18 protein-coding genes and 1 tRNA gene are annotated in these 21,052 nt (G+C 65.4%); 6 read left to right on the top strand and 13 right to left on the bottom strand.

The genetic code is table 11. The annotated features are described in order from the left end of the window. Nucleotides 1-20 precede the first annotated feature (20 nt). The 4 genes from BMX04_RS12215 to BMX04_RS12200 all read left to right on the top strand — a co-directional run bounded on the left by BMX04_RS12215 (nt 21) and on the right by BMX04_RS12200 (nt 4,390). Nucleotides 21-1,307, top strand: a complete 1,287-nt coding sequence (locus tag BMX04_RS12215) for a homoserine dehydrogenase (protein WP_074786880.1) — start codon at nt 21-23, stop codon at nt 1,305-1,307. 82 nt (nt 1,308-1,389) lie between these two features. Next, nucleotides 1,390-2,355, top strand: coding sequence for a class II fructose-bisphosphatase (gene glpX / locus BMX04_RS12210; protein WP_074786879.1), 966 nt, complete (start codon nt 1,390-1,392; stop codon nt 2,353-2,355). A 90-nt stretch (nt 2,356-2,445) separates the two neighbouring features. Continuing rightward, on the top strand, nt 2,446-4,194 hold the full coding sequence (gene recJ / locus BMX04_RS12205) for a single-stranded-DNA-specific exonuclease RecJ (protein ID WP_074786878.1): 1,749 nt from the start codon (nt 2,446-2,448) through the stop codon (nt 4,192-4,194). 121 nt (nt 4,195-4,315) lie between these two features. Beyond that, a tRNA-Glu gene (locus BMX04_RS12200) sits at nt 4,316-4,390 on the top strand. Nucleotides 4,391-4,667: 277 nt separating this feature from the next. On the opposite strand, the gene BMX04_RS12195 is transcribed toward BMX04_RS12200, so the two are convergent. The 10 genes from BMX04_RS12195 to pdxR form a co-directional block, all read right to left on the bottom strand. Beyond that, the gene (locus BMX04_RS12195) at nt 4,668-6,710 is read right to left on the bottom strand and encodes an acetate--CoA ligase family protein (protein ID WP_244888539.1); all 2,043 of its coding nucleotides are present in this window, start codon (nt 6,708-6,710) and stop codon (nt 4,668-4,670) included. Between the two features lie 121 nt (nt 6,711-6,831). Next, the gene (locus tag BMX04_RS12190) at nt 6,832-7,746 is read right to left on the bottom strand and encodes a LysR family transcriptional regulator (protein WP_074786875.1); all 915 of its coding nucleotides are present in this window, start codon (nt 7,744-7,746) and stop codon (nt 6,832-6,834) included. 51 nt (nt 7,747-7,797) lie between these two features. Beyond that, the gene (locus BMX04_RS12185) at nt 7,798-9,441 is read right to left on the bottom strand and encodes a GMC family oxidoreductase (protein ID WP_074786873.1); all 1,644 of its coding nucleotides are present in this window, start codon (nt 9,439-9,441) and stop codon (nt 7,798-7,800) included. A 30-nt stretch (nt 9,442-9,471) separates the two neighbouring features. Then, nucleotides 9,472-9,837: a cupin domain-containing protein gene (locus BMX04_RS12180; RefSeq protein ID WP_074786871.1), complete on the bottom strand. Its 366-nt coding sequence runs from the start codon at nt 9,835-9,837 to the stop codon at nt 9,472-9,474. A gap of 41 nt (nt 9,838-9,878) precedes the next feature. Beyond that, the gene (locus BMX04_RS12175) at nt 9,879-10,715 is read right to left on the bottom strand and encodes an ABC transporter permease (protein ID WP_074786869.1); all 837 of its coding nucleotides are present in this window, start codon (nt 10,713-10,715) and stop codon (nt 9,879-9,881) included. Continuing rightward, on the bottom strand, nt 10,715-11,599 hold the full coding sequence (locus BMX04_RS12170; protein WP_074786867.1) for an ABC transporter permease: 885 nt from the start codon (nt 11,597-11,599) through the stop codon (nt 10,715-10,717). Before BMX04_RS12170 ends, BMX04_RS12175 begins: the two co-directional genes overlap by 1 nt. Nucleotide 11,600: 1 nt before the next feature. Further along, nucleotides 11,601-12,704, bottom strand: a complete 1,104-nt coding sequence (locus BMX04_RS12165) for an ABC transporter ATP-binding protein (RefSeq protein WP_074786924.1) — start codon at nt 12,702-12,704, stop codon at nt 11,601-11,603. A 64-nt stretch (nt 12,705-12,768) separates the two neighbouring features. Further along, nucleotides 12,769-13,809: an ABC transporter substrate-binding protein gene (locus BMX04_RS12160; RefSeq protein WP_074786865.1), complete on the bottom strand. Its 1,041-nt coding sequence runs from the start codon at nt 13,807-13,809 to the stop codon at nt 12,769-12,771. 221 nt (nt 13,810-14,030) lie between these two features. Further along, on the bottom strand, nt 14,031-15,338 hold the full coding sequence (locus BMX04_RS12155) for an NAD(P)/FAD-dependent oxidoreductase (protein ID WP_074786863.1): 1,308 nt from the start codon (nt 15,336-15,338) through the stop codon (nt 14,031-14,033). A gap of 137 nt (nt 15,339-15,475) precedes the next feature. Beyond that, nucleotides 15,476-16,954, bottom strand: coding sequence for a MocR-like pyridoxine biosynthesis transcription factor PdxR (gene pdxR / locus BMX04_RS12150; RefSeq protein WP_074786861.1), 1,479 nt, complete (start codon nt 16,952-16,954; stop codon nt 15,476-15,478). A 119-nt stretch (nt 16,955-17,073) separates the two neighbouring features. Between pdxR and BMX04_RS12145 the strand changes: the two genes are divergently transcribed. Next, on the top strand, nt 17,074-18,177 hold the full coding sequence (locus BMX04_RS12145) for a mandelate racemase/muconate lactonizing enzyme family protein (protein WP_074786859.1): 1,104 nt from the start codon (nt 17,074-17,076) through the stop codon (nt 18,175-18,177). Nucleotides 18,178-18,335: 158 nt separating this feature from the next. Then, nucleotides 18,336-19,037 (top strand): Crp/Fnr family transcriptional regulator, encoded by a 702-nt coding sequence (locus BMX04_RS12140; protein ID WP_074786857.1) that lies wholly within the window; start codon nt 18,336-18,338, stop codon nt 19,035-19,037. Between the two features lie 363 nt (nt 19,038-19,400). Here BMX04_RS12140 and BMX04_RS12135 read toward each other — a convergent pair whose 3' ends face one another. The 3 genes from BMX04_RS12135 to BMX04_RS12125 all read right to left on the bottom strand — a co-directional run bounded on the left by BMX04_RS12135 (nt 19,401) and on the right by BMX04_RS12125 (nt 21,042). Further along, entirely contained in the window at nt 19,401-19,784 is a 384-nt protein-coding gene (locus BMX04_RS12135) for a DUF3307 domain-containing protein (protein WP_074786855.1), read from the bottom strand. A 223-nt stretch (nt 19,785-20,007) separates the two neighbouring features. Beyond that, nucleotides 20,008-20,244 carry an HP1242/YdcH family protein gene (locus tag BMX04_RS12130; protein WP_050661976.1) on the bottom strand — a complete coding sequence of 79 codons (237 nt, stop codon included), beginning with the start codon at nt 20,242-20,244 and terminating at the stop codon, nt 20,008-20,010. A 129-nt stretch (nt 20,245-20,373) separates the two neighbouring features. After that, nucleotides 20,374-21,042 carry a thermonuclease family protein gene (locus BMX04_RS12125; protein ID WP_074786853.1) on the bottom strand — a complete coding sequence of 223 codons (669 nt, stop codon included), beginning with the start codon at nt 21,040-21,042 and terminating at the stop codon, nt 20,374-20,376. Between the last annotated feature and the right edge of the window lie 10 nt (nt 21,043-21,052).

Below are 21,052 nucleotides of genomic sequence, written 5' to 3'. Positions count from 1 at the left end.
AGCGATGATCGGAGAGCCCCATGACCACACCCCTGCGCCTTGGCATAGCCGGTCTCGGCACCGTCGGCACCGGCGTCGTCCGCATCGTGCGCCAAAAGGCCGAGACACTTGCCGCGCGCGCGGGCCGTCCGATCACCATCACCGCCGTCTCGGCCCGCACCCGCGACAAGGATCGCGGCGTGAACCTCGGCGATTACGCTTGGGAGGATGATCCGGTCGCGTTGGCCAAGCGCGACGATGTGGATGTGTTCGTGGAACTGATGGGCGGCTCCGATGGGCCCGCCAAGGCCGCGACCGAGGCCGCCATCGCGGCAGGCAAGGACGTGGTCACCGCGAACAAGGCGATGCTGGCGCATCACGGTCATGCCCTGGCACTCGCCGCCGAAGAGGCCGGACGCGTCATCCGCTTCGAGGCCGCCGTCGCGGGCGGCATCCCGGTGATCAAGGCCCTGACCGAGGGTCTGGCGGGCAATGACATCACCCGCGTGATGGGCGTGATGAACGGCACCTGCAACTATATCCTGACGCGGATGCAGGCCACCGGCCAGGGCTATAACGCGCTCTTTGAGGAGGCCGACAAGCTGGGCTACCTGGAGGCCGATCCAAATCTCGACGTGGGCGGCATCGACGCGGGCCACAAGCTGGCGCTTCTGTCCTCGATCGCCTTTGGCTGCCAGGTCGATTTCGACGGCGTGGCGCTCGAAGGCATTCAGGACATCACCCTCGACGATATCCGCCACGCCGCCGACATGGGCTACCGGATCAAGCTTCTGGGCGTGGCGCAGATGACCGGGCGCGGGCTGGAACAGCGCATGTCGCCCTGCCTTGTCCCGGCCAAAAGCCCGCTCGGACAGCTTGAGGGCGGCACCAACATGGTGGTGCTCGAAGGCGATCAGGTCGAACAGATCGTGCTGCGCGGCCCCGGCGCGGGCATGGGCCCGACGGCAAGTGCAGTGATGGGCGACGTGGTGGATATCGCGCGCGGCTTCCGCATCTCGACCTTCGGTCAGCCCGCCGCCACGCTCAAACCCTGCGCGCAGGCCAGCAGCGCCACGCCCGCGCGCTATTACCTGCGCATGTCGCTTGACGACAAGCCCGGCGCGCTCGCCAAGGTGGCGACGCTGCTGGGCGAGGCGGGGATCTCCATCGACCGGATGCGCCAGTATCGCCATGACGACGCCACCGCGCCGGTGCTGATCGTCACCCACAAGACCAATCGCGACGCGCTCGACACGGCATTGACCGGCATCCGGCGGCTCGACGTGCTGGCGGGCGAGCCGGTGGCTCTGCGGATCGAAACCGTCTGAAACCCACGCCCCGGCCCCGCCCTTGTGCGCGGGCGGCGCGGGCGTTAATGCTGCTTTGACCCATATTTGCAAGGACCATCCCATGACCTCTGACTCCGCCTTCAACGACCGCACGCTCTCGCTCGGGCTGGCGCGCGTCGCCGAACAGGCAGCCCTTGCCTGCGCCGATCTTATCGGGCGCGGCGACGAGAAGGCCGCCGATCAGGCCGCCGTCAACGCGATGCGCGACCAGCTCAACATGCTCAACATCAAGGGCGTGGTGGTGATCGGCGAAGGCGAGCGTGACGAGGCCCCGATGCTGTTCATCGGCGAAGAGGTCGGCACCGGCGAAGGCCCCGGCGTCGATATCGCGCTCGACCCGCTGGAAGGCACCACGCTGACCGCCAAGGCGATGCCCAATGCGCTGACCGTGATCGCGATGGCCCCGCGCGGCACGCTGCTGCATGCGCCCGACACCTATATGGACAAGCTGGCGATCGGGCCGGGATACCCCGAGGGCGTCGTCTCTTTGTCGATGTCTCCGCGCGAACGCGTCGAAGCATTGGCCAAGGCGCGCGGCTGCCGCCCGTCGGAAATCACCGTCTGCGTGCTTGAACGCCCCCGCCATCAGGAGATGATCGCGGAGTTGCGCGAAACCGGGGCCGCCGTCTACCTGATCACCGATGGCGACGTGGCCGGCGTGATCCATTGCGCGGAATCCGAACGCACCGGCATCGACATGTATATGGGCACCGGCGGCGCGCCCGAGGGGGTGCTCGCGGCCTCCGCGCTCAAATGCATGGGCGGGCAGATGTGGGGACGGTTGGTCTTTCGAAACGACGACGAGCGGGCGCGTGCGCAGAAGGCCGGGATCACCGATTTCGACCGGATCTATGCCCGCGACGAGATGGTCACCTCGGACGTGATCTTTGCCGCCACCGGCGTCACCGACGGCTCGATCGTCAAGGGCGTGCAGCGCCGCCCCGGTTTCGTCGAGACCGAGACCGTGCTGATGCGCTCGCGCACCGGCTCGGTGCGGCGGATGATCTATCGCAGCAAGCGTGACTGATCGCGCATCAGGGCTGGGGGCGCTGCCCCCGTCGCCGCAGGCGGCGACTCCCCCGGAATATTTCCGGCAAGATGAAGCCGGGGCGCGGGCATGACGGCCTTTCTCGGTGTGGAGAACTCGCTGAGCGGGCGGCGCTGGATCGGGCCGGGCGTAGAGGTGGACCGGCAGGCCGAGGCCATGGCGCAGGCCAACGGACTGCCCCGTCCGCTCTGCCAGACCCTCGCGCGGCTTGGGGTCGAGAGCGCCGAGGCGCAGACCTATCTCGCCCCGGCCCTGCGCGACCTGCTGCCCGACCCGCGATCCCTGCGCGACATGGAGCCCGCCGCCGCGCGGTTTCTGCAGGCGGTGACGACGGGCGAGCGGATCGCGATCTTTGCCGATTACGATGTCGATGGCGGCACCTCAGCCGCACTTCTGATCGACTGGCTGAGCCAGATGCGCGCGCCCGAACCGACGCTTTATATCCCCGACCGGGTCGACGAAGGCTATGGCCCAAATGAGCCCGCGATGCGCGATCTGGCGGCGCGGCATGATCTGATCCTCTGCGTCGATTGCGGCACGCTCAGCCATGACGCAATCACCGCCGCGGCAGGGGCCGACGTGGTCGTGCTCGATCACCATCTGGGCGGTGAGACGCTGCCGCCCGCACTGGCCGTGGTGAACCCCAACCGGCAGGACGAAAGCGGCGATCTGGCGCATCTTTGCGCCGCTGCGGTGGTGTTCCTGCTGCTGGTCGAGACCGGCCGGCAGCTGCGCGACGCCGGACGAAAAGGCCCCGACCTGATGGCGATGCTCGATCTGGTGGCGCTGGCGACGGTGGCGGATGTGGCCCCCCTCATCGGCGTGAACCGCGCCTTTGTGCGGCAGGGGCTGCGGATCATGGCGCGGCGCGAACGCCCCGGTCTGGTGGCGCTGGCGGATGTGGCGCGGATGGATGCCACGCCCAATGCCTACCATCTGGGCTTTCTGCTGGGGCCGCGCATCAATGCGGGCGGGCGTATCGGCAAGGCCGATCTGGGCGCGCGACTGCTGGCCTGCAGGAGCGCATCAGAGGCCCGCGCCATGGCCGAGCGGCTCGATCAGCTCAATACAGAGCGGCGCGAGGTCGAGGCAATGGTGCGCGATGCCGCACTGGATCAGGCCGAGGCGCGTGGCTTTGACGCGCCGCTCGTGTGGGCGGCGGGCGAAGGCTGGCATCCCGGCGTTGTCGGCATCGTCGCCAGCCGCCTGAAGGAGACCGCCAACCGCCCGGCCATCGTGATCGGGCTGGACGGGGGTGAGGGCAAGGGATCGGGCCGCTCAATCAGCGGCGTCGATCTGGGCGCCGCCATTCAGCGGCTGGCCTCTGAGGGGCTGCTGATCAAGGGCGGCGGGCATAAGATGGCGGCGGGCCTGACCGTGGCGCGCGACCGGCTGGAGGAGGCGATGGCACGGCTCTCGGATCTGCTGGCCCGTCAGGGGGCCGGTCAGGCCGGGCCCGCCGACCTGCGCCTTGACGGGATGCTGATGCCGGGGGCGGCGACGATCGAACTGGTCGAGCAGATCGAGGCCGCGGGGCCGTTCGGGGCCGGTGCGCCGGGGCCGCGTTATGTCTTTCCCGATTGCCAGATCGGCTATGCCAAGCAACTGGGCGGCAACCACCTCAAGCTGCGCTTTGGTGACGGGCTGGGCGCGAGCCTCGAGGCGATCGCGTTCGGGGCGTTTGACGGGCCGTTGGGGCCCGCGCTGACGGGACATGGCGGCGCACGCTTTCACCTTGCCGGGCGGCTCGACATCAACACATGGGGCGGGCGCAGATCGGTGCAACTGCGCCTTGAGGACGCCGCGCCGGCCCTGTGATCCGGCCCCCGACGCGGCGCGAAACCGGCCATGTCGATTTTTGCGAAACAGCGCCAAGTTTTCGTAAAATCCCTCTTGCGCGCGGGTCCGGATTTGCCTAGTTACGCCCCACAGCAGCGCTGGCCCGTTCGTCTATCGGTTAGGACGCCAGGTTTTCAACCTGGAAAGAGGGGTTCGATTCCCCTACGGGCTGCCACTTTCTCAGGATTTCCCTAAGGTCGATAGAGGTCCGGTGCGCATATGTCGCGCCGGTGTGGTATTGCGCGCCGTTGATGTTGCGCGGGATCGTTTTGGCGCTCTGAGGGTCCGGATGGTCGTCGATCCAGAATGCGGCGTGCGAGCGGTGCCGGGGCCGCAGACGCTTGGATTTCTGGCGCGCCGCGACTTGCCATTTTGTTGCGCGTCACGAGCATCGACGCTGCCGACACGGACCATCCCTGCCACATCCGGGGCGCGCGGCATCCGGCTGTTTTTCACGAAACGCGAACGCGGATGATCGCATCGACGGCCGTCGCGGTTTGTCTGCCCACGATGATCGGGTTGATCTCGACTTCGGCCACTGTGTCGCGCAGGTCCCAGGCCAGGCGCGAGAGCGCGGCGGCGGCGGCGGCCAGCGCCTCGACGGCAAAGCGGGCCCCCCCGCGATACCCCGACAACACGCGGGCGGCGCGCAACCGGGTGATCGCCGTTGCGGCCTCGGCGGCCGAGAACGGTGCCATCAGCAGGACGTGTTCGTCCAGCAGGTCCACGAATTGGCCACCGGGTGCGATGCGCACCGCCGGGCCGAAATCGGGATCATTGATCGCGCCCAACGACCATTCGGCACCCGGTGCAACCATTTCGGCGACCAGAACCTCGCCATGAAACCGCGCCGTCAGATCATCATATGCAGCCGCGACGGCCTGCGCCGTTGCAAGGCCGGGCTTGACCCCGGCACAGTCCGATTTGTGCGACAGCCCCGGCTGCGCGGTCTTGAGAACGACAGGGCCTCCCATCTTCCGGGCAATCGCCTGCGCCGCGTCCCGTGACCCGGCCAGGCCATGCGCCGGGCAGGCGATGCCGTAGTCCGAAAAAAGCGCGTATCCCTCGGCCTCGCCGATCCAGTCGCGGCCACGCAGCGCCGAACGCCAGTGCGTCGCGTGGGGATGCGCTGGTTCGGGGGCGCGAAACCGGGCAACCGGACCGTGATCGTGCAATGCGCGCACCGCCACCAGAGCGTTCTGCATGCCGCTGATCAGGGGAATGCCCAGATCGGCGAACCGCTCGGCCAACACCGCATCATCGCTGCGCGAGAAATTCGACACGGCGACAAGCGGCTTGGCCGTTTGGCGAAACGCATCTGCCAGCGCTTGGGCATGCATCTCGTGCAGATAATAATTGCCGCGCCAGTTGAGCACATAGAGCCCGGTGCCCACGCTCTCATCCGCCATCATCGCCGTGACCGCGCGGGTGTAGGTGTCCTGCGCGCCCTGCCCCGTGCCCCAGGCGTCGAGCGGGTTCTCCGCCGCGATGCCCGGCTCGAGAACCGACTGGATCGCGGCCTTGGTGTCAGGGGACAGAGCGGCATAGGCAAGGCCGTGATCCTCGGCCATATCGGCCATCAATTCGCGCTCGCCTCCGGAATCGTGGATCGAGGCGATGCCCGGCGCGGTCGCGCGCCGTCCTTGCGCGAACATGGCCAGCATCGCGGCCATCTCGTCGAGCGAGCCCGCCATATGACCGCCCAGCCGCCGCACCAGCGCGCGGAACACGTCGTCATCGCCGACCAGCGCGCCGGTATGCGAGATCGCCATGCGCGCGCCCAGCGCGGAGCGGCCGATTTTCAGGATCACGACCGGGATGTCGCGCACCGCCGCCGCCTCCATCGCCGCGATGAAACCCTCGGGGTCGCGCACGGTTTCGAGAAACAGGCCGATGGTGCGGGTTTCCGGCCGGTCGACCATCCAGCGCAGGTAGTCGGCGGCGGTGGTGACGGTTTCCGAGCCGGTGCTGATCGCCTGCGAAAATCGCAGCCGCCGGTCGTTGTTCATCAGCGCCCCGAGGATCGAGCCGGATTGCGCGATCAACCCGACGCCGCCCGGTTTGAGGTCGAGCGGCACCGGAAAGGGCGTGACCCTGAGGCCCAGCGCGATGTTGTGCACCCCCATGCTGTTGGGCCCGCAGAGCGCCGCGCCCGCCGCCCGGACCCGGTCACCGATCCGCTGGCGCATGGGCGCATCGGGGCATTCCGAAAAGATCGTCAGGGCGCGCACCCCGGCGGTCAGCGCCTCATCGACCGCAGCCTCGACCCGCGCGGTGGCCAGCGACAGCACGACATGCTCGGGCCTCTCGGGAAGGTCGGCCAGCGTGGTGGCGATCCGGCCATCCGACTGCGCGGCCAGTCGCGGATTGACCCGCATGATCCGCCCGGCATAACCGCCTTGAGTGACCATCCGGTCCAGCGCATGACCGTACGAATCCGCACGGTCCGAGACGCCGACAAGGGCGATTGATTTCGGGGCCAGCAGCGCCGTCATCGCCGATCTCGGAACGTTCTGGTCCTGCACGCCATAGCCTCTCGGGTTGGATCAGACCGGATATTGGTCGCAACCGGCGGGCAGTTGAAATTCCGAATTGGAAACGAGGGATTTACCCGGCTTATACCGTCGCCATGTCCGGCAATTTACCGCGTGCCTGCATCTCGTCGCGGATCATCTGGATAAAGGCCCGCGCGGGCAGCGACAACTCCGCCCCGGCCTTCACGATCAGGGCGGTGTCATAGCGGATCTCGGGGGTGAAGGGCCGCCAGCTGACCCCGTCCTGCGGCGGCAGGCAGCCGTTCAGCGCATCCACGATGGCGATGCCCGCGCCCTCGGCCACCATCCGGCGCACGACGGCAAAAAAGAAGCCATGGACAGGTGCGCGCATCTCAAACCCCGCCCCGGCGCAGACCGCGCGCAGCTGGCGATCCACCTGGTTGCTTTCCTGAATGCCGATCAGCCGGTGCTGCGCGAGATCGGCAGGCGTGATCTGCGCCTTGGCCTCGAGTTCCGATCCTGCGGGGAAAATGCAGACGCAGGGCAGCGAAAACTGCTCGGCCTCCAGCGATGGCGCGGCGACCGGGGCCTCGACCAGTCCGATGTCGCATTGCCCGTTGCCGACAAGATAGGAAATCTGGTGCGAACTGCGCACGCTCAGGTCGATCTCGACCAGCGGGTTGTCCGCCGTGTAGCGCGCCACCAGCCCCGGCATCAGCCCGAAGGCCGCCGCGCCGATGGCCCCCACGCGCAGCAACCCGGTGCCCCCCTGCTTGATCAGCCGCGCCCGGTTGGAAAACTGCTCGACCGCGAGGATCGACAGTTCCGCATCCATATGCAGCAGATAGGCCTCGGGGCGCGGCGCGAAATGCCCCTTGGAGCGATGGAACAGCGGAAAACCCAGCATGTCCTCGAGCCGCGACAGCGCGATGCTGATCGCCGGTTGCGTCAGATACAGCCGGTCCGCCGCCTTGGAGACGGAGCCCTCTTCCATGACGGCGTGGAAAACCTCGAGATGGCGCAGCTTAAGATGCATGCCGTCACTATAAGGAAACCGGAATACGTCGCTAGACAAATTACTGTTTTGTTAACTGCGGTCTTGGCACGACCCGCCTGACCCGCAGTCTTCGAGGATCATGTCCGCGCCCTTTTCGCCGACCATGATCGCCGGGGCATTGGTGTTGCCCGAGGTCAGCGTCGGAAAGATCGAGGCATCGACCACGCGCAGCCCGCCCATCCCGTGCACCCGAAGGCGCGCGTCGACCACGTCGTGCCGCGCATCGGGCCCCATCCGGCAAGTGCTAACCGGGTGAAACACGGTTCCGGCCCGGTTCCTGACATCTGCGATCAGATCGTCTTCGCTCTGCACATGCGGGCCGGGCAGAAGTTCGGCCTCGATCAGCCGGGCCAGCGCCGGGGCTTCGGCAAAGCGGCGCATCAGCCGCGCGCCTTCGAGCATTTCCTGAAGGTCGATATCGGTGGCGAGGTAATTGGGGTAGATCGCCGGGGCCTCGGACGGGTCCGGCGAGCGGATTTCCAGATGGCCCCGGCTTGTCGGTCGGGTTGGCTGCACGCCCAGCAGGAACCCCGGAAACGGGTCGGGATTCATCAGCGGGCGCTTGCCCGGCGGGGCCTTAGTATAGCTCACCGGCGAGAAGAACAGTTGCATGTTCGGATGATCGAGCCCCGGGCGCGACCGCACGAAGCCGCCCGCCTGATTGACGCCAAGTGACAGCGGCCCGCGCCGGGTCAGAACATAGCGCAGCCCGTGCCAGAGCTTGCCATACCACGGGTAAAGCTGATTGTTCAGGGTTGGCACCCGTGAGCGGTAGAGATAGTCGAGACCGAGATGGTCTTGCAAGTTCCGCCCCACCCCGTCGAGCGCGTGAACAACATTGCCCCCCTTCGCCGCCAGCAGCGCGCCGGGGCCGATGCCCGACAGTTGCAGCAGTTGCGGCGAGTTGACGGCCCCCGCCGACAGGATCACCTCGCGGCGCGCGCGGGCCTCAACGATTTGACCGTTCTGCCGATACCGCAGCCCGACCGCCTGCTTGCCCTCGCACAGTACCCGTTCGGCCAGCGCATGTGTCTCGACCCGCAGGTTGGCGCGGTGCCGCGCCGGGCGCAGATAGGCGCGTGCGGTCGACATGCGCATTCCGGCACGGGCGGTATTCTGATAGGTGCCCACGCCCTCCTGCCCGGCCCCGTTGAAATCGGGGTTGTGGGGGAACTGAAGCTCTTTTCCGGCGGCAATGAAGTCGTGGCAGAGCGGGTGCAGGTCGCGGTTCATGGTGGCGACATGAACCGGCCCGCTGTCGCCGCGAAACGCATCGCCGCCACGATCATTGGTCTCGGACTTGCGGAAATAGGGCAGCACGTCCCTCCAGCCCCAGCCGGGATTGCCCATCGCCTTCCACTCGTCGAAATCGCGGGCCTGTCCCCGGATATAGACCATCGCGTTGATCGAGCTTGATCCGCCCAGAACCTTGCCGCGCGGCCAGTAGGACACCCGCCCGTTAAGCGCCGGGTCGGGCTCGGTGTGGTACATCCAGTTGACCGAAGGCTTGTAGAAGGTCTTGCCATAGCCGATCGGCATCCAGATCCAGAAATTCAGATCGCTGCCACCCGCCTCAAGCAGTAGCACGCTGAACCGGCCGCTCGCACTCAGCCGGTTGGCCAGAACGCATCCCGCCGAGCCTGCGCCCACGACGATGAAATCGTATTCGGTCATTGCGGGCTCAGGCACCCTTGCGCCGGACATCTAGAGAGCGGGGTCCGCGCTGAGGACAAAAAGTTTGCGCATGTGCTCATGGATCACCCACTCGCCGGTCCAGCCCTGCGGCAGCACCAGCAGATCCCCCGGCCCGATGTCGCGGCTGCCGCTGCCATCGGCGTTGGTGACCGTGGCCCGCCCGGACAGGATATGGCAGTATTCTCCCGCTGCGGACCTGTCGGCGGTGAACCGGCCCGGCGTGCATTCCCAGACACCGATCTTGGTCCGGCCCTCCTCTGAGGTCCACAGCACGGCTGATGCCTCAGTCTGGCCTTGGGTCAGGGATGTCGGTTTGTCGGCGAAGGCCCCCAGCGGAACGGAGGCGAGATCGGCAAAGGTCTGCAGGTCAATCATGGTCGGACTTTCTGGATGCAGGGGGCCGCGTCAGGGCACATTCAGTCTTTCGGTCGCGTTGGCTCTTTTTGCTGCCCGAAGAGCTGCGCCAGCACCATCATGCCTGTGGTCACCAGGATCATGATGGTCGAGATCGAGGCTATGGTCGGGTCGATCTGGTCGCGCAGGGCATTGAACATGTTGCGCGTCAGCGTCGGATTGTCACCCCCCGAGATGAACATCGCCACGACCACCTCGTCGAACGAGGTCAGAAAGGCCAGCAGCGCGCTAGTGACGACGGCAAAGCGGATCTGCGGCAGGGTCACGGTCAGAAACGCCTTCCAGCGCGGCGCGCCGAGGCTGCGCGCGGCCGCCTCCTGGCTCATGTCAAAGCCCTTGAGCGCCGATCCGGTGACGATCACCACCAGCGGCAGGGCCAGCACCGTATGCGCCAGCACCAGCCCGGTCAGCGTGTAGAGGATCTGCAACTGCACATAGGCATAGAACGCCCCGATCGCGACCAGCACCACCGGCACCATCATCGGCGTGATCATCAGCACAAAGGCCGCGCGCACAAAGCGCACCTTCGAGCAATGCAACCCGTAGGCCGCCAGCACGCCGATGGGCGTGGCAAGCAGCATGGTCAGGATGGCCGCCTTGAACGAGGTGACCGTTGCCCGCATCCATTCAGGCGAGCCGAAATAGTGATCGTACCAGCGCATCGACCATGTGTCGGGCGGAAACTCCAGATACTGGCTGTCGGAGAAGGACATCGGGATCACGATCAGGGTCGGGGTGACCAGCAGGACCATGATGACGACCGCAAGCACGTAGAGCCACAGCCGCTGGCCATGGGTGATCTGGGTTTCGGTCGCGGGGCTTCGGAACCAGCGCAGCATCAGTGCCCTCCCCCGGTCATCTTCTCAAGGTTCAGGAACCGCGACGCGATCCAGAGGATCGCCACCGTTGAGACCAGCAGCACCACCCCCAGCGCGCTGGCCGCACCCCAGTTCACGAACAACTCGATATTCGAGACGATCTTCATCGACACCATGATGACCTTGCCACCACCCAGCACCGCCGGGGTGACGAAAAAGCCAAGGCACAGGATGAACACCATCAGCGACCCGGCAAAGAGGCCCGGCAAGGTCAGCGGAAAGAACACCGTCCAGAAGGCGTGCCGCGGGCTCGCGCCCAGATTGGCGGCGGCCTTCATCAGGTCGCGGTCGATCGCCCGCATCGCGCCATAGACCGGCAGGATCAGAAAGGGCAGCATGATATGGACCATGCCGATCAGCGTGCCGGTCATGTTGTGGACCATCTTGATCGGCTCGTCCCACAGCCCCAGCGACATCGCCCATTCATTCACCAACCCGCGTTTCTGCAACAGCACCAGCCATGCATAGGTGCGCACCAGCAGCGAGGTCCAGAACGGCAACAGCACCGTGATCAGGCACAGGTTGGCGATCCGGTTGGGCAGCCCCGAGATAAAATAGGCCAGCGGATAGCCGATCAGGATGCACAGGCCCGTGGTCAGGAAACTGACCTCGAACGTGGTCTGGAAAATCCGCGCATAGGATTTGCGCCTCAGCATCCGCTCGTAATTCTCCAGCGAAAACGTTCCATCGGCGCCGATGAACGAGACATAAAACAGCCAGCCCACCGGGATGACCAGAATGATCAGGATCAGCAGGATCGCCGGTGAGCCGAGGCCAAACAGCTTGAGCCGTTCCAGCCATTCGTCGCGTCTCAGGCCCGCCTCGTTTGTCCTCAGCGCCTGCATCCTACTGCTCGCTCCCGTCGATCAGGACGGTATCCTCGGGGGCCAGGCACAGGGTCAGCGCGTCTCCGACCGATGGCAGCGACGTGACATTGGCCCCGCGCATCGCGCCGCGCAGAACGATCTGGCCGCCACTGGCCAGCGCGGCATGCAGCAGGTAGCTGTCGCCCTGATAGACCACGTCGGTCGCGGTGGCGGCAAAGTTGTTGGCCCCCTCGCGCGGCCCATCGCGCGATAGCACCACACGTTCGGGGCGCACCATCAGCGACAGGGTGTCGGTGTCGGGCGCGGGAATATCGTGCAGCAAGGGCTGACCGTCGAACAGGATCGTCTGACCCTGACGAGATACCGGCAGGAAGGTGGATTCACCGATGAAATCGGCCACGAAGCGGTTGGCGGGACGGTCATAGAGGTCGCGCGGCGTCGCCAGTTGCATAATCCGCCCGTGATTCACCACCGCGATCCGGTCCGACATGGTCAGCGCCTCGCGCTGGTCATGGGTGACATAGACCGTGGTCATCCCCAGTTTTTCATGCAGATGGCGCAGTTCGATCTGCATCTGATCGCGCAGTTTCTTGTCGAGCGCCGAGAGCGGCTCGTCCATCAACAGGATGCGCGGCTCGAACACGATGGCACGAGCCACCGCGACACGCTGGCGCTGCCCCCCCGAAAGCTGGTCGATACGCCGGTCGCCAAAGCCGCCCAGTTGCACGGTGTCCAGCGCGGCCTCGACGCGGGCGGCGATATCGGGCTTGGACACCTTGCGCAGTTTCAGCGGATAGCCAACATTGCCCGCCACCGTCATATGCGGAAAAAGGGCGTAGCTTTGAAAGGTCATGCCCACGTCGCGCAGATGCGGCGGGGTGCGGATCACCTCGCGATCGCCGAATTTCAGACTGCCGCAATCGGGCCGGGTAAACCCCGCGAGCACCATCAGGAGCGTGGTCTTGCCCGACCCCGAGGGGCCAAGCAGGGTCAGAAATTCACCGCTTTCAACCTCGAGCGATACATCGTTCAACGCGTGGACGGCTCCATAGGTCTTGGTGACGTTCCGGATCGAGATCGGCAACGCGTCGGAGTTTCGGGACGTCACGGCAAACCCTCGCAATCTTCGTTCGGGAAACCAGCGGGCGCCGCAGCGCCCGCTTTCGGATTTCATCGGATGGACCGTCTTACTCGGTCAGCATCTCCTGGTACATCTCGGCGGCGATGGTTTCCCACTTGGCATACCAGTCCAGCGAAATCGGCAGCTGCAACGCCGCGTTATCGGGCGACGAGGGCAGCCCCGCCGCCACCTCGGCGGTGATCTCTCCGGTGTCGTAGGCGGCCTTGTTGGTCGGGCCATAGGTGATGTATTTCGGCAGGTCGTCCTGATACTCGGCCTTGGAAATCTCCGCGAGGAATTCCATCGCCGTATCCTTGTTGGGCGCCCCTTTCGGAATACCAAAGCAATCGTAATCCAGCAGCGCCTGATTGAAGGAATAGGCCACCTTGCCACCGTCCGCCCGCGCATTGTCGAACCGGCCATTCCAGCCTGTGGCCATGTCGACCTCGCCATCCTTCATCAACTGCGCGTGCTGCGCGCCCGAGGACCAGAAGACCGAGATATTCGGCTTGAGTTCGCGGATCTTGTCGATCGCACGCTCGATGCCCTCTTCACTGTCGAGCATAGCGTAGACATCCTCGGGGGCCACACCATCGGCCATCAGTGCCGGTTCCAGCGCACCCGCCACGCTGCCGCGATAGGCGCGACTGCCGGGGAATTTCTCGACATCCCAGAAATCCGCCCAGCTTTGCGGCCCGTCCTCGCCGTAGGTATTGGTGTTCCAGGCATAGACCGTCGAGAACACATCGCCGCCGACACAGTAATCGCTATAGAGCGAGGGATAGAAGGTCGAGACGTCAATCACGCTGTAATCGAGTTTCTCCAGCAGCCCCTCGGCCGCCGCACGCGCCGCCGAGCCAGAGCCGCTGGCCACGATATCGAGCGTCACCTGCCCGGTCTGCACCTGAAGCCGCACGTCCGACATGCCGCCATAGGTTTCCTGCTTGACCTCGATGCCGGTATTGGCGGCGGCGGGTTCGAACAGCGCCTTGCTCTGCGCCTCCTGATAGGAGCCGCCCCAGGATGCGATGGTCACGCTCTTGTCCGCCGCCATCGCGGTGGTCGCCATGAGTGCGGCGGAGAGTGTCAGGATTGTTTTCGTTTTCATCAATTTTCCTCCCTTATGGTTTTTATGGCCTTATGGTTTTTATGGGTCTCCCGGGCTTGCCGTTTGCCCATCAGTCACAGGGCAGGCAAGGCACCGTCTCTACATCCATCTGTCACAATTGTGCTGGCACGATCGGAGCAAATGAAATTTCGATTTCTTAACCTTGGTTTCGATCCGTTAATACCGGTGCAAACGCGGCTCTGCGCGCCCTGCCCGGGCCGTCAACTCATACCTATTGCCTTGCGAAACTGTCGTTGGTCGTTCCAGCGATACCAGGCCACCGCGGCAGGCAGAAACCATGGCTTGCCCTGGTAGAGCGGGCGCGTCGGAAACGGCAGACCGTCGAAGGCCGTGACGCCCTCTTGCAGGCCCAGCACCTTCTGCCCGGCCCGCATTCCCAGATAGGGCGCCATCGACACGCCCGAGCCGCAATACCCCATCGCGTAATGCACGCCGTCATGCACGCCGGTATGGGCCAGTTCGTCGAAACTGTAAGCGACGGTCCCGCTCCAGGCATGCGACAGCCCGACGCCCTCCAGTTCGGGGAAGATGCGGCACATGTCCTGCCGCAGCCGGGCGGCACCGGCCAGCGGCGTCGTCTCGGAGGCCGATACCCGCCCGCCGAAGAGCACGCGCCGCCGGTCGGGCGAGGCGCGGTAGTAATAGACCACCTTGCAGGTGTCGCTGGCGATGCGGTCGCCGGGAAAGAGCGTGTCGATGGTGGCCTCGGGCAATTCCTCGGTGGCGATGATATAGCTGCCGATGGGGATCACGCGGCGTTGCAGCCACGGCGTCAGCGAGGTGGTATATCCGTTGGTGGCGACGATCACATCCCGGGCCTCGACCGGTCCCTTGGCGGTTTCCACCCGGAACCCCGACGCGGTGCGCGCGATCCGCGTCACCCGGCATTGGCCGACCACCTGCACCCCCTCCGCAAGGCAAAGGCGCAGCAATTCACGGTGAAACTTGCCCGGATGAACCGAGCAATGCGCCGAAAACACGACGCCCCCGAAATAGGCATCGGTGCCCAACTGGCTACGCTGCTCATGGCGCGGCACGGCAAAGCTTTCGATATTCTCGCGCTGGCGCATTTTCTCGGCGTCGCGAACAAGGTCCTCGTAATGCTGCGGCGTGTGCGCGGCATGAAACCGTCCGACCCGGCGAAAATCGCAGTCCAGCCCCTCATCCGCGATAAAATCGCCGATCCATGTCAGTGCCTTGGCCCCCTCCATACGGATGCCTCTTGCGCGCTCCGCGCCGAATTTCGCGGCCAACTTGTCCAGCGAGGGCTTGACGCTGGTGCTGATCTGCCCGCCGTTGCGGGTGCTGCATCCATAGCCGGGATCTTCGGCCTCCAGCACAAGCGTCGAGCGCCCGCCGCGCGCCGTCGTGATCGCTGCACTCAACCCGGTATAGCCCGCCCCGACGATCAGGACATCGACCGTCTTCGGCAGCCCGGTCGGCAGCGTCGGCGGCGCGCCGATCTGATCATGCCAATACGGGCTTTGCCTGATATCTGACAGTTGCATGCGTTTGAACTCGGCGCTCCTTCGGCCCCGGCGGGACATCCCCCGTCCGCAGGCTCAGGTTGGAACGCTAGGCCAAGATTGGCCCGCGCTTCATATCCAATATGACAAAACTTTTCAGACCAATCCGGCCTGCCTGCCTAGCGCAGAACCGGCAGATCGCGCAGAACGCCGATACCGCGCGCGATATCCTCGGGGGTGGTACAGCCAAATCCGAAGACAAGGCCGGTTTGCGGGATCGCCGACAGGCAGTAGCGGCCCAGCGGAGCAAGCGTCACCCCCTGTGCCGCCGCCTGCGCCACCACCTCGGCTTCGTCCACCCGCCTGTCGAAAAACGCAGGGGTATGAAAGCCGCTGGTCGTTTCCTGCAGGCGAATGGTGTCGGGCAAGCTGCGCGCGGCGTCCTGCAGAGCCTCGTAGCGCGCCTTGTAAAGCTGCCGCATCAGGCGGATATGCGTCGCGAAATGGCCCTCGTCCATGAACTCCGCAACAATCGCCTGTGTCGCGGTGGACGGCCCGCTGGCCCATGTGTCGAACATCCGCTCGAACGCCTCGACCATGCGCTCGGGCACCAGGGCGAATCCCAGACGCAGCGACGGAAACAGCGACTTGGAAAAGGTGCCGACATAGATCACCCGCCCGGTCGAATCGATACTGCGCAGCGCGGGGCGCGGCGTATTGCCATAATAGAATTCACCGTCGTAATCGTCCTCGATGATCAGCGCCTGCGCCTGTTCCGCCGCCTGCAACAGTTCCAGCCTGCGGGGCAATGACATGACATGGCCAAGCGGTTGCTGATGCGATGGCGTGACAAATGCCAATCGGAAATGCGGTGCCTTGGCCAACCCGTCCGACACGACCAAGCCCTGGTCGTCGACCTCCACCGGGACCAGTTCGGCACCTTCCGACAGAAACGCGTTGCGCGCCCCCGAGGCACCGGGGTTCTCCATCCAGACCCGATCACCGGGATTGAGCAAGAGCCGCCCGATCAGCGAAAAGGCATGTTGCGCGCCGGAGGTGATGAACACCTGCTCCGGGTGACATTTTATCCCCTTGAGCGCCCCAAGATGCGTGGCGATCGCCCGCCGAAGCGCGTCGAGCCCCTTGGGCTGGCCATAGCCCATCACATCACCGCGCCCGCCCCGCAAATGCCGCGCCGACAGCCGCGCCCAATGCGCCATCGGAAAGGCGTCGAGCGCAGGCAGCGCGGTGACGAAGGCGCGCGGCTTGTGCGGCAGCCACGCGCGTTGCGCATAGCTGTTCTGGGCCTGGCTGATGACATGGGACACCCGCGGTTTCTGCCCGCCGGCCTCCGCCCCCTGTCGGGGCGCGGCGGTCAGCGTCTGACTGTCCAGCGTCTCGCTGACGAAGGTGCCTGCCCCGATGCGCGACACCAGCATGCCTTCGGCGACCAGCCTGTCAATCGCGTCGATGACCGTGGTGCGCGACACCCCGATTTCCTTGGCCAGGGTCCGGGTCGCGGGCAACCGATCCGCAGCCCTCAGCGCGCCCGACAGGATCATGTCGCGCAGCACCATATAAAGCTGCACGCTGACGCTGCGCCGCAGCGAACGGTCCAGCCGGATCGAGGACAACAAGGCGCCAGCGGCATGTTTCACGGTCGCCTCCCGTCAATTGGTCTGGGGAAAATGTGGAAATGGATATATCTGGCATTCCGTTTTTTCGCCAGCGTTTTCAGGACCCGCCCGTCTCGGTCGGCAAACACCGGTGAAGCCTCATGAAACTCGTCAAACTCGAAACTTTTTCCAACGAATTCGTCTGTTTCGTCCGGGCGACCGCCGAAGACGGGGCGCAGGGCTGGGGGCAAGTCGCCCCCTACTGCGCCGATATCACCGCGCAGGTGCTGCACCGGCAGGTCGCGCCGCATGTGCTCGGGCTCGGCTGCGATGACATCGACGCGATGCTCGACCTCGTGCGCGACCGCGAGCACAAATTCCCCGGTGCCTACCTGCGCCGGGCCATGGGCGGGGTGGACACGGCCGTTTGGGACATGCGCGGGCGGCGCGAGGGCAAGCCGGTCTGCGCACTGATCGGCGGCACGCCGGGTCCGGTCCGGGCCTATGGCTCGTCGATGAAGCGCGATATCACGCCAAAGAATGAGGCCACGCGCCTGCTGCGGCTGCGCGACACGCACGGGTTTGACGCCTTCAAGTTCCGCATCGGCGCAGAGGTCGGGCGCGACCGCGACGAATGGCCCGGCCGCACCGAAGAGATCGTGCCCACCATGCGCCGCGCCATGGGCGACGACGTGGCCCTGCTGGTCGATGCCAATTCCTGTTACTCCCCCGCCCGCGCCATCGAGGTCGGGCGGATGCTGCAGGACAACGGCATCTCACATTACGAGGAACCCTGCCCCTATTGGGAATTCGCGCAGACGAAGGAAGTGACCGACGCGCTCGGGATCGACATCACCGGTGGCGAGCAGGATTGCATGATGGAACGCTGGCAGACCATGATCGGCGACCGCGTCGTCGATGTGATCCAGCCCGATATCTGCTATCTGGGCGGCTTGTCGCGCACCCTGCGCGTGGCCCGCATGGCCGAGGCTGCGGGCCTGCCGGTGACGCCGCACGCGGCCAACCTGTCGATGGTGACGCTGTTCACGATGCACCTGCTGCGGGCGATCCCGAATGCCGGGAAGTATCTGGAATTTTCGATCGAGGGGCTGGACTACTACCCCTGGCAACAGGGTCTTTTCACCTCTGACCCCTACCGGATCGAGGACGGGCACGCCACGGTGACCGACGCCCCCGGCTGGGGGGTCGAGGTCAGCCCAGAGTGGCTGGCAAAGGCGCAATACCGGGTAACCGAGACGGAGTGACGACACAGGACTCGGACCGCGCGCGACGGCACGATCCGGGCGGTCAACCGTGCCCCCTTCCGGATTTCTCGCCGATCAGCGGCCGCGTGCCGGTCATTTCACCTTGAACCCGGTCGCGCGGTCTGTATCGTCGCGCGCATGTTCAGACGGACTGCACCATGAAAATCGCCGCGTCCCAGAAGGAGCGGTTCCTGCGGGCCTGCCCGCTGTTCGACGGGCTGGAACCCGAGGTGATCACCCGCATGGCGACGTGGACGCGCGGCGTTGCACTCGCCAAGGGCGAGGCGCTCTTTCACGAAGGCGATCCCTCGGACGGGCTCTATGTGCTGTGCAGCGGGCTGGTTCAGGTCAGCATCACCGATGCTGACGGCAACACGCTCGTGCTGGCGCTGCCCGAACATGGTGCACCGCTGGGCGAAATGACCCTCGTGACGCCCGATCCCCGCTCGGCGACGGTCACCGCCCTGGAGGATTCGGTGCTTTTGCATGTCGGGACCGGGACCATGGTCGCGCTTCTGGCAGAGGAACCCGCGCTCGCGCGGCATCTCATCGCCTTTCTGTCGCGGCGCCTGCGGCAATCGAATGACAGCCTGCACCGATTTGCCTTTGACAACCTGCAACGCCGGCTCTTGCAAAAGCTGACGGAACTTGGCCTGCAACATGGCGACTTGCGCCCCGAAGGTCTGAGCCTGGGGCGAAAGTTTTCGCAAACCGCGCTCGCCGAAATGCTGGGCGTGACCCGCGAAGCCGTCAACAAGCAATTGAAATTGCTGCAGGATCAGGGGGACATTGAAATCGAGACAGGCGTCATTCGCCTGTGCCACCCCGCCGAAATCATAAAAAACACGCCCAACCTGTGAAGCGGATCACAGCGGCGTGAGCGCGCCCGTCGCATAGTGGATTCAGGAAATCGGGGTTTACCCCTTCGGCGGGCAGGTGGCGATCACGAGTTGGTCCCGATCGACACCGGATCAGCGCAGTGAGTGTATGCTGATCAACGTCCGGAACGCATCGTCGAGACTCCCGTGCGGTGCGGGCACCCGGAGGGGCTGGGTAGTGAGTGGCCCTCTGGCACCGGTTTCCGAGGGTGGCGTGCAGTTTTTTCCGTCACCTGTCCTCTTGATTGTAAGCAGTCATTTTTATGACCAACTGATGCCCTCGATCGAACCCAAGACCGTGTCCAAGCGTGTTGCCGGTTCGGTCGGGGGCTTTTCCCTGCCGGATCACCCCTGGATGGCCAGCACCGCGAGCACACCCAGATAGGTCATCTGATGCGCCATCTGGTCGAGCCCCACAAGATGCCAGAATTCCCGGTCGTCAGGTCCGATGTCGCGCGCCGCACCGAGGCGCAGCTTGAGCCAGTCGATATGGTAATGAACCAGCCCTTCCGCGATCAGCACCCCCGCGACTGTCCCGCTCCAACCGCCTGTCACGAAGAGAAGGATCGGCAGCGACAAGAGCGCATGCAGCCCGGCATGCGCCACGCCGCCCGGATGGCCATACCGCGCCTTGCCCGCGATCATCCAGCCGTTTTGCCATTGGAAATCCGCCAGATAATGCTTGATCTGAAAGAGCGCGAGCGCGATCAGGGCGAGCGCGACGCTCATGCCACGGCACCGACATGGCCCATCGGGTCCAAGGCGTGCAGCGCGAGAATCTGTGACATTGTGGCACTCGTGGCGAATGAATGGGCTGATGAAAGGCGTTCGATCAACCCGTCCATGGTGGAAAACCCCGCGCCACATTGCAAGAATTTTTACGCTCCGGACGACCGAAGGGCCGGGCGGGACACGTCCCCCCGGCCCCTTTGGCCGTGCCTGCTCCGGCCGTTCAGGCGGTCAGCATGCGATAGATTTCATCCTTGAGCACCGCGCGCTGTTTGCGCATTTCCACCTCAGTCAGCTCTTCCACCGGCGAGACGAGGGTCTCGGCGCGGTGAACCCGGCGGTTGATCTCGTGATATTCATCCGCCAGCCGGGCGAAATGCGCGTCGGACTGTTTCATCTCGCTGATCTTCTCGGCCAGATCGGGAAATTCCTCATGCAGCTCATGGGGGGTGTGGGACATCGCGCGTTGCTCCTTCTGTGTCGTTCGACTCGGAGCCTAGACGCCACACAAGCGGCAAGCCTTGATCCGGATCAAGAAATCCGCCGCAGCGGTCATTCCTTGGCGCGCGGCGCAGCCTGCCCCTGCAGGCTAGCGTTTGGCCCGGCGCCAGCCCGCCGCCCGGGCCGCGGCCTCGTCGCAGAACCAGCGCTCGCCGGTCGCGGGCCGGATCACGGTGCGCGCGTAATCGGCCTGCCCCGGCATGTGGTAGATGCGCCGCCCCTTGGAACTGACGTTGCCCTTGATCGGGCAATCGGCATTCGGCGCGGCATTCTGCTGCGCCCGCTCCTCGCGCACGGCGCGGCGGTGATCCTCGGGGCGGGCCATGAGATGCCCGTGCAAGCCGCGCCCGGCCACGACCGCCGATTTTTCATCGAGGTCATAGGCCATCGAATACTTGCGATAGGCGAGCGCCAGCCCGTCCGTCACCAGCATCCGCCCGACATCCTGCCCCGCCACCCTGCAGGTGGCCACGGTGCGCCCATAGCGATCAGTGTCCACCGTCTCGCAGCGCGCGTCGCGGGTGGCGATCCGCGCGCGCACCTGATCGGCGACCCAGGTGCCGCAATCCCAGGTCGCACCGTCGGGATTGGTGCAGATCTGCCCCAGTTCCGGTGCGTCGATGCCGTGCAGCCGCACCCGCACCGCGCCCACATCGAGCGTATCGCCATCTACCACCCGCACGGGCCCGCCGAACCCCTGCGCCGTGGACGCCACAGGGAACAGACTAAGAACGATGAGTAAAGAAATCCTTAACATGCCCCCTTAT

The sequence above is a fragment of the Roseovarius tolerans genome, assembly GCF_900109855.1.
Classification (GTDB): Bacteria; Pseudomonadota; Alphaproteobacteria; order Rhodobacterales; family Rhodobacteraceae; genus Roseovarius; species Roseovarius tolerans.
Note: the sequence above shows the minus strand (reverse complement) of the source record. Positions and strands in the feature narration are given on the sequence as shown.

Coding starts and splice junctions, on each gene's coding strand:
- BMX04_RS12215 (WP_074786880.1), top strand. CDS start 21: ATGACCACACCCCTGCGCCTTGGCATAGCCGGTCTCGGCACCGTCGGC.
- glpX (WP_074786879.1), top strand. CDS start 1,390: ATGACCTCTGACTCCGCCTTCAACGACCGCACGCTCTCGCTCGGGCTG.
- recJ (WP_074786878.1), top strand. CDS start 2,446: ATGACGGCCTTTCTCGGTGTGGAGAACTCGCTGAGCGGGCGGCGCTGG.
- BMX04_RS12195 (WP_244888539.1), bottom strand. CDS start 6,710: ATGACGGCGCTGCTGGCCCCGAAATCAATCGCCCTTGTCGGCGTCTCG.
- BMX04_RS12190 (WP_074786875.1), bottom strand. CDS start 7,746: ATGCATCTTAAGCTGCGCCATCTCGAGGTTTTCCACGCCGTCATGGAA.
- BMX04_RS12185 (WP_074786873.1), bottom strand. CDS start 9,441: ATGACCGAATACGATTTCATCGTCGTGGGCGCAGGCTCGGCGGGATGC.
- BMX04_RS12180 (WP_074786871.1), bottom strand. CDS start 9,837: ATGATTGACCTGCAGACCTTTGCCGATCTCGCCTCCGTTCCGCTGGGG.
- BMX04_RS12175 (WP_074786869.1), bottom strand. CDS start 10,715: ATGCTGCGCTGGTTCCGAAGCCCCGCGACCGAAACCCAGATCACCCAT.
- BMX04_RS12170 (WP_074786867.1), bottom strand. CDS start 11,599: ATGCAGGCGCTGAGGACAAACGAGGCGGGCCTGAGACGCGACGAATGG.
- BMX04_RS12160 (WP_074786865.1), bottom strand. CDS start 13,809: ATGAAAACGAAAACAATCCTGACACTCTCCGCCGCACTCATGGCGACC.
- BMX04_RS12155 (WP_074786863.1), bottom strand. CDS start 15,338: ATGCAACTGTCAGATATCAGGCAAAGCCCGTATTGGCATGATCAGATC.
- BMX04_RS12145 (WP_074786859.1), top strand. CDS start 17,074: ATGAAACTCGTCAAACTCGAAACTTTTTCCAACGAATTCGTCTGTTTC.
- BMX04_RS12140 (WP_074786857.1), top strand. CDS start 18,336: ATGAAAATCGCCGCGTCCCAGAAGGAGCGGTTCCTGCGGGCCTGCCCG.
- BMX04_RS12135 (WP_074786855.1), bottom strand. CDS start 19,784: ATGAGCGTCGCGCTCGCCCTGATCGCGCTCGCGCTCTTTCAGATCAAG.
- BMX04_RS12130 (WP_050661976.1), bottom strand. CDS start 20,244: ATGTCCCACACCCCCCATGAGCTGCATGAGGAATTTCCCGATCTGGCC.
- BMX04_RS12125 (WP_074786853.1), bottom strand. CDS start 21,042: ATGTTAAGGATTTCTTTACTCATCGTTCTTAGTCTGTTCCCTGTGGCG.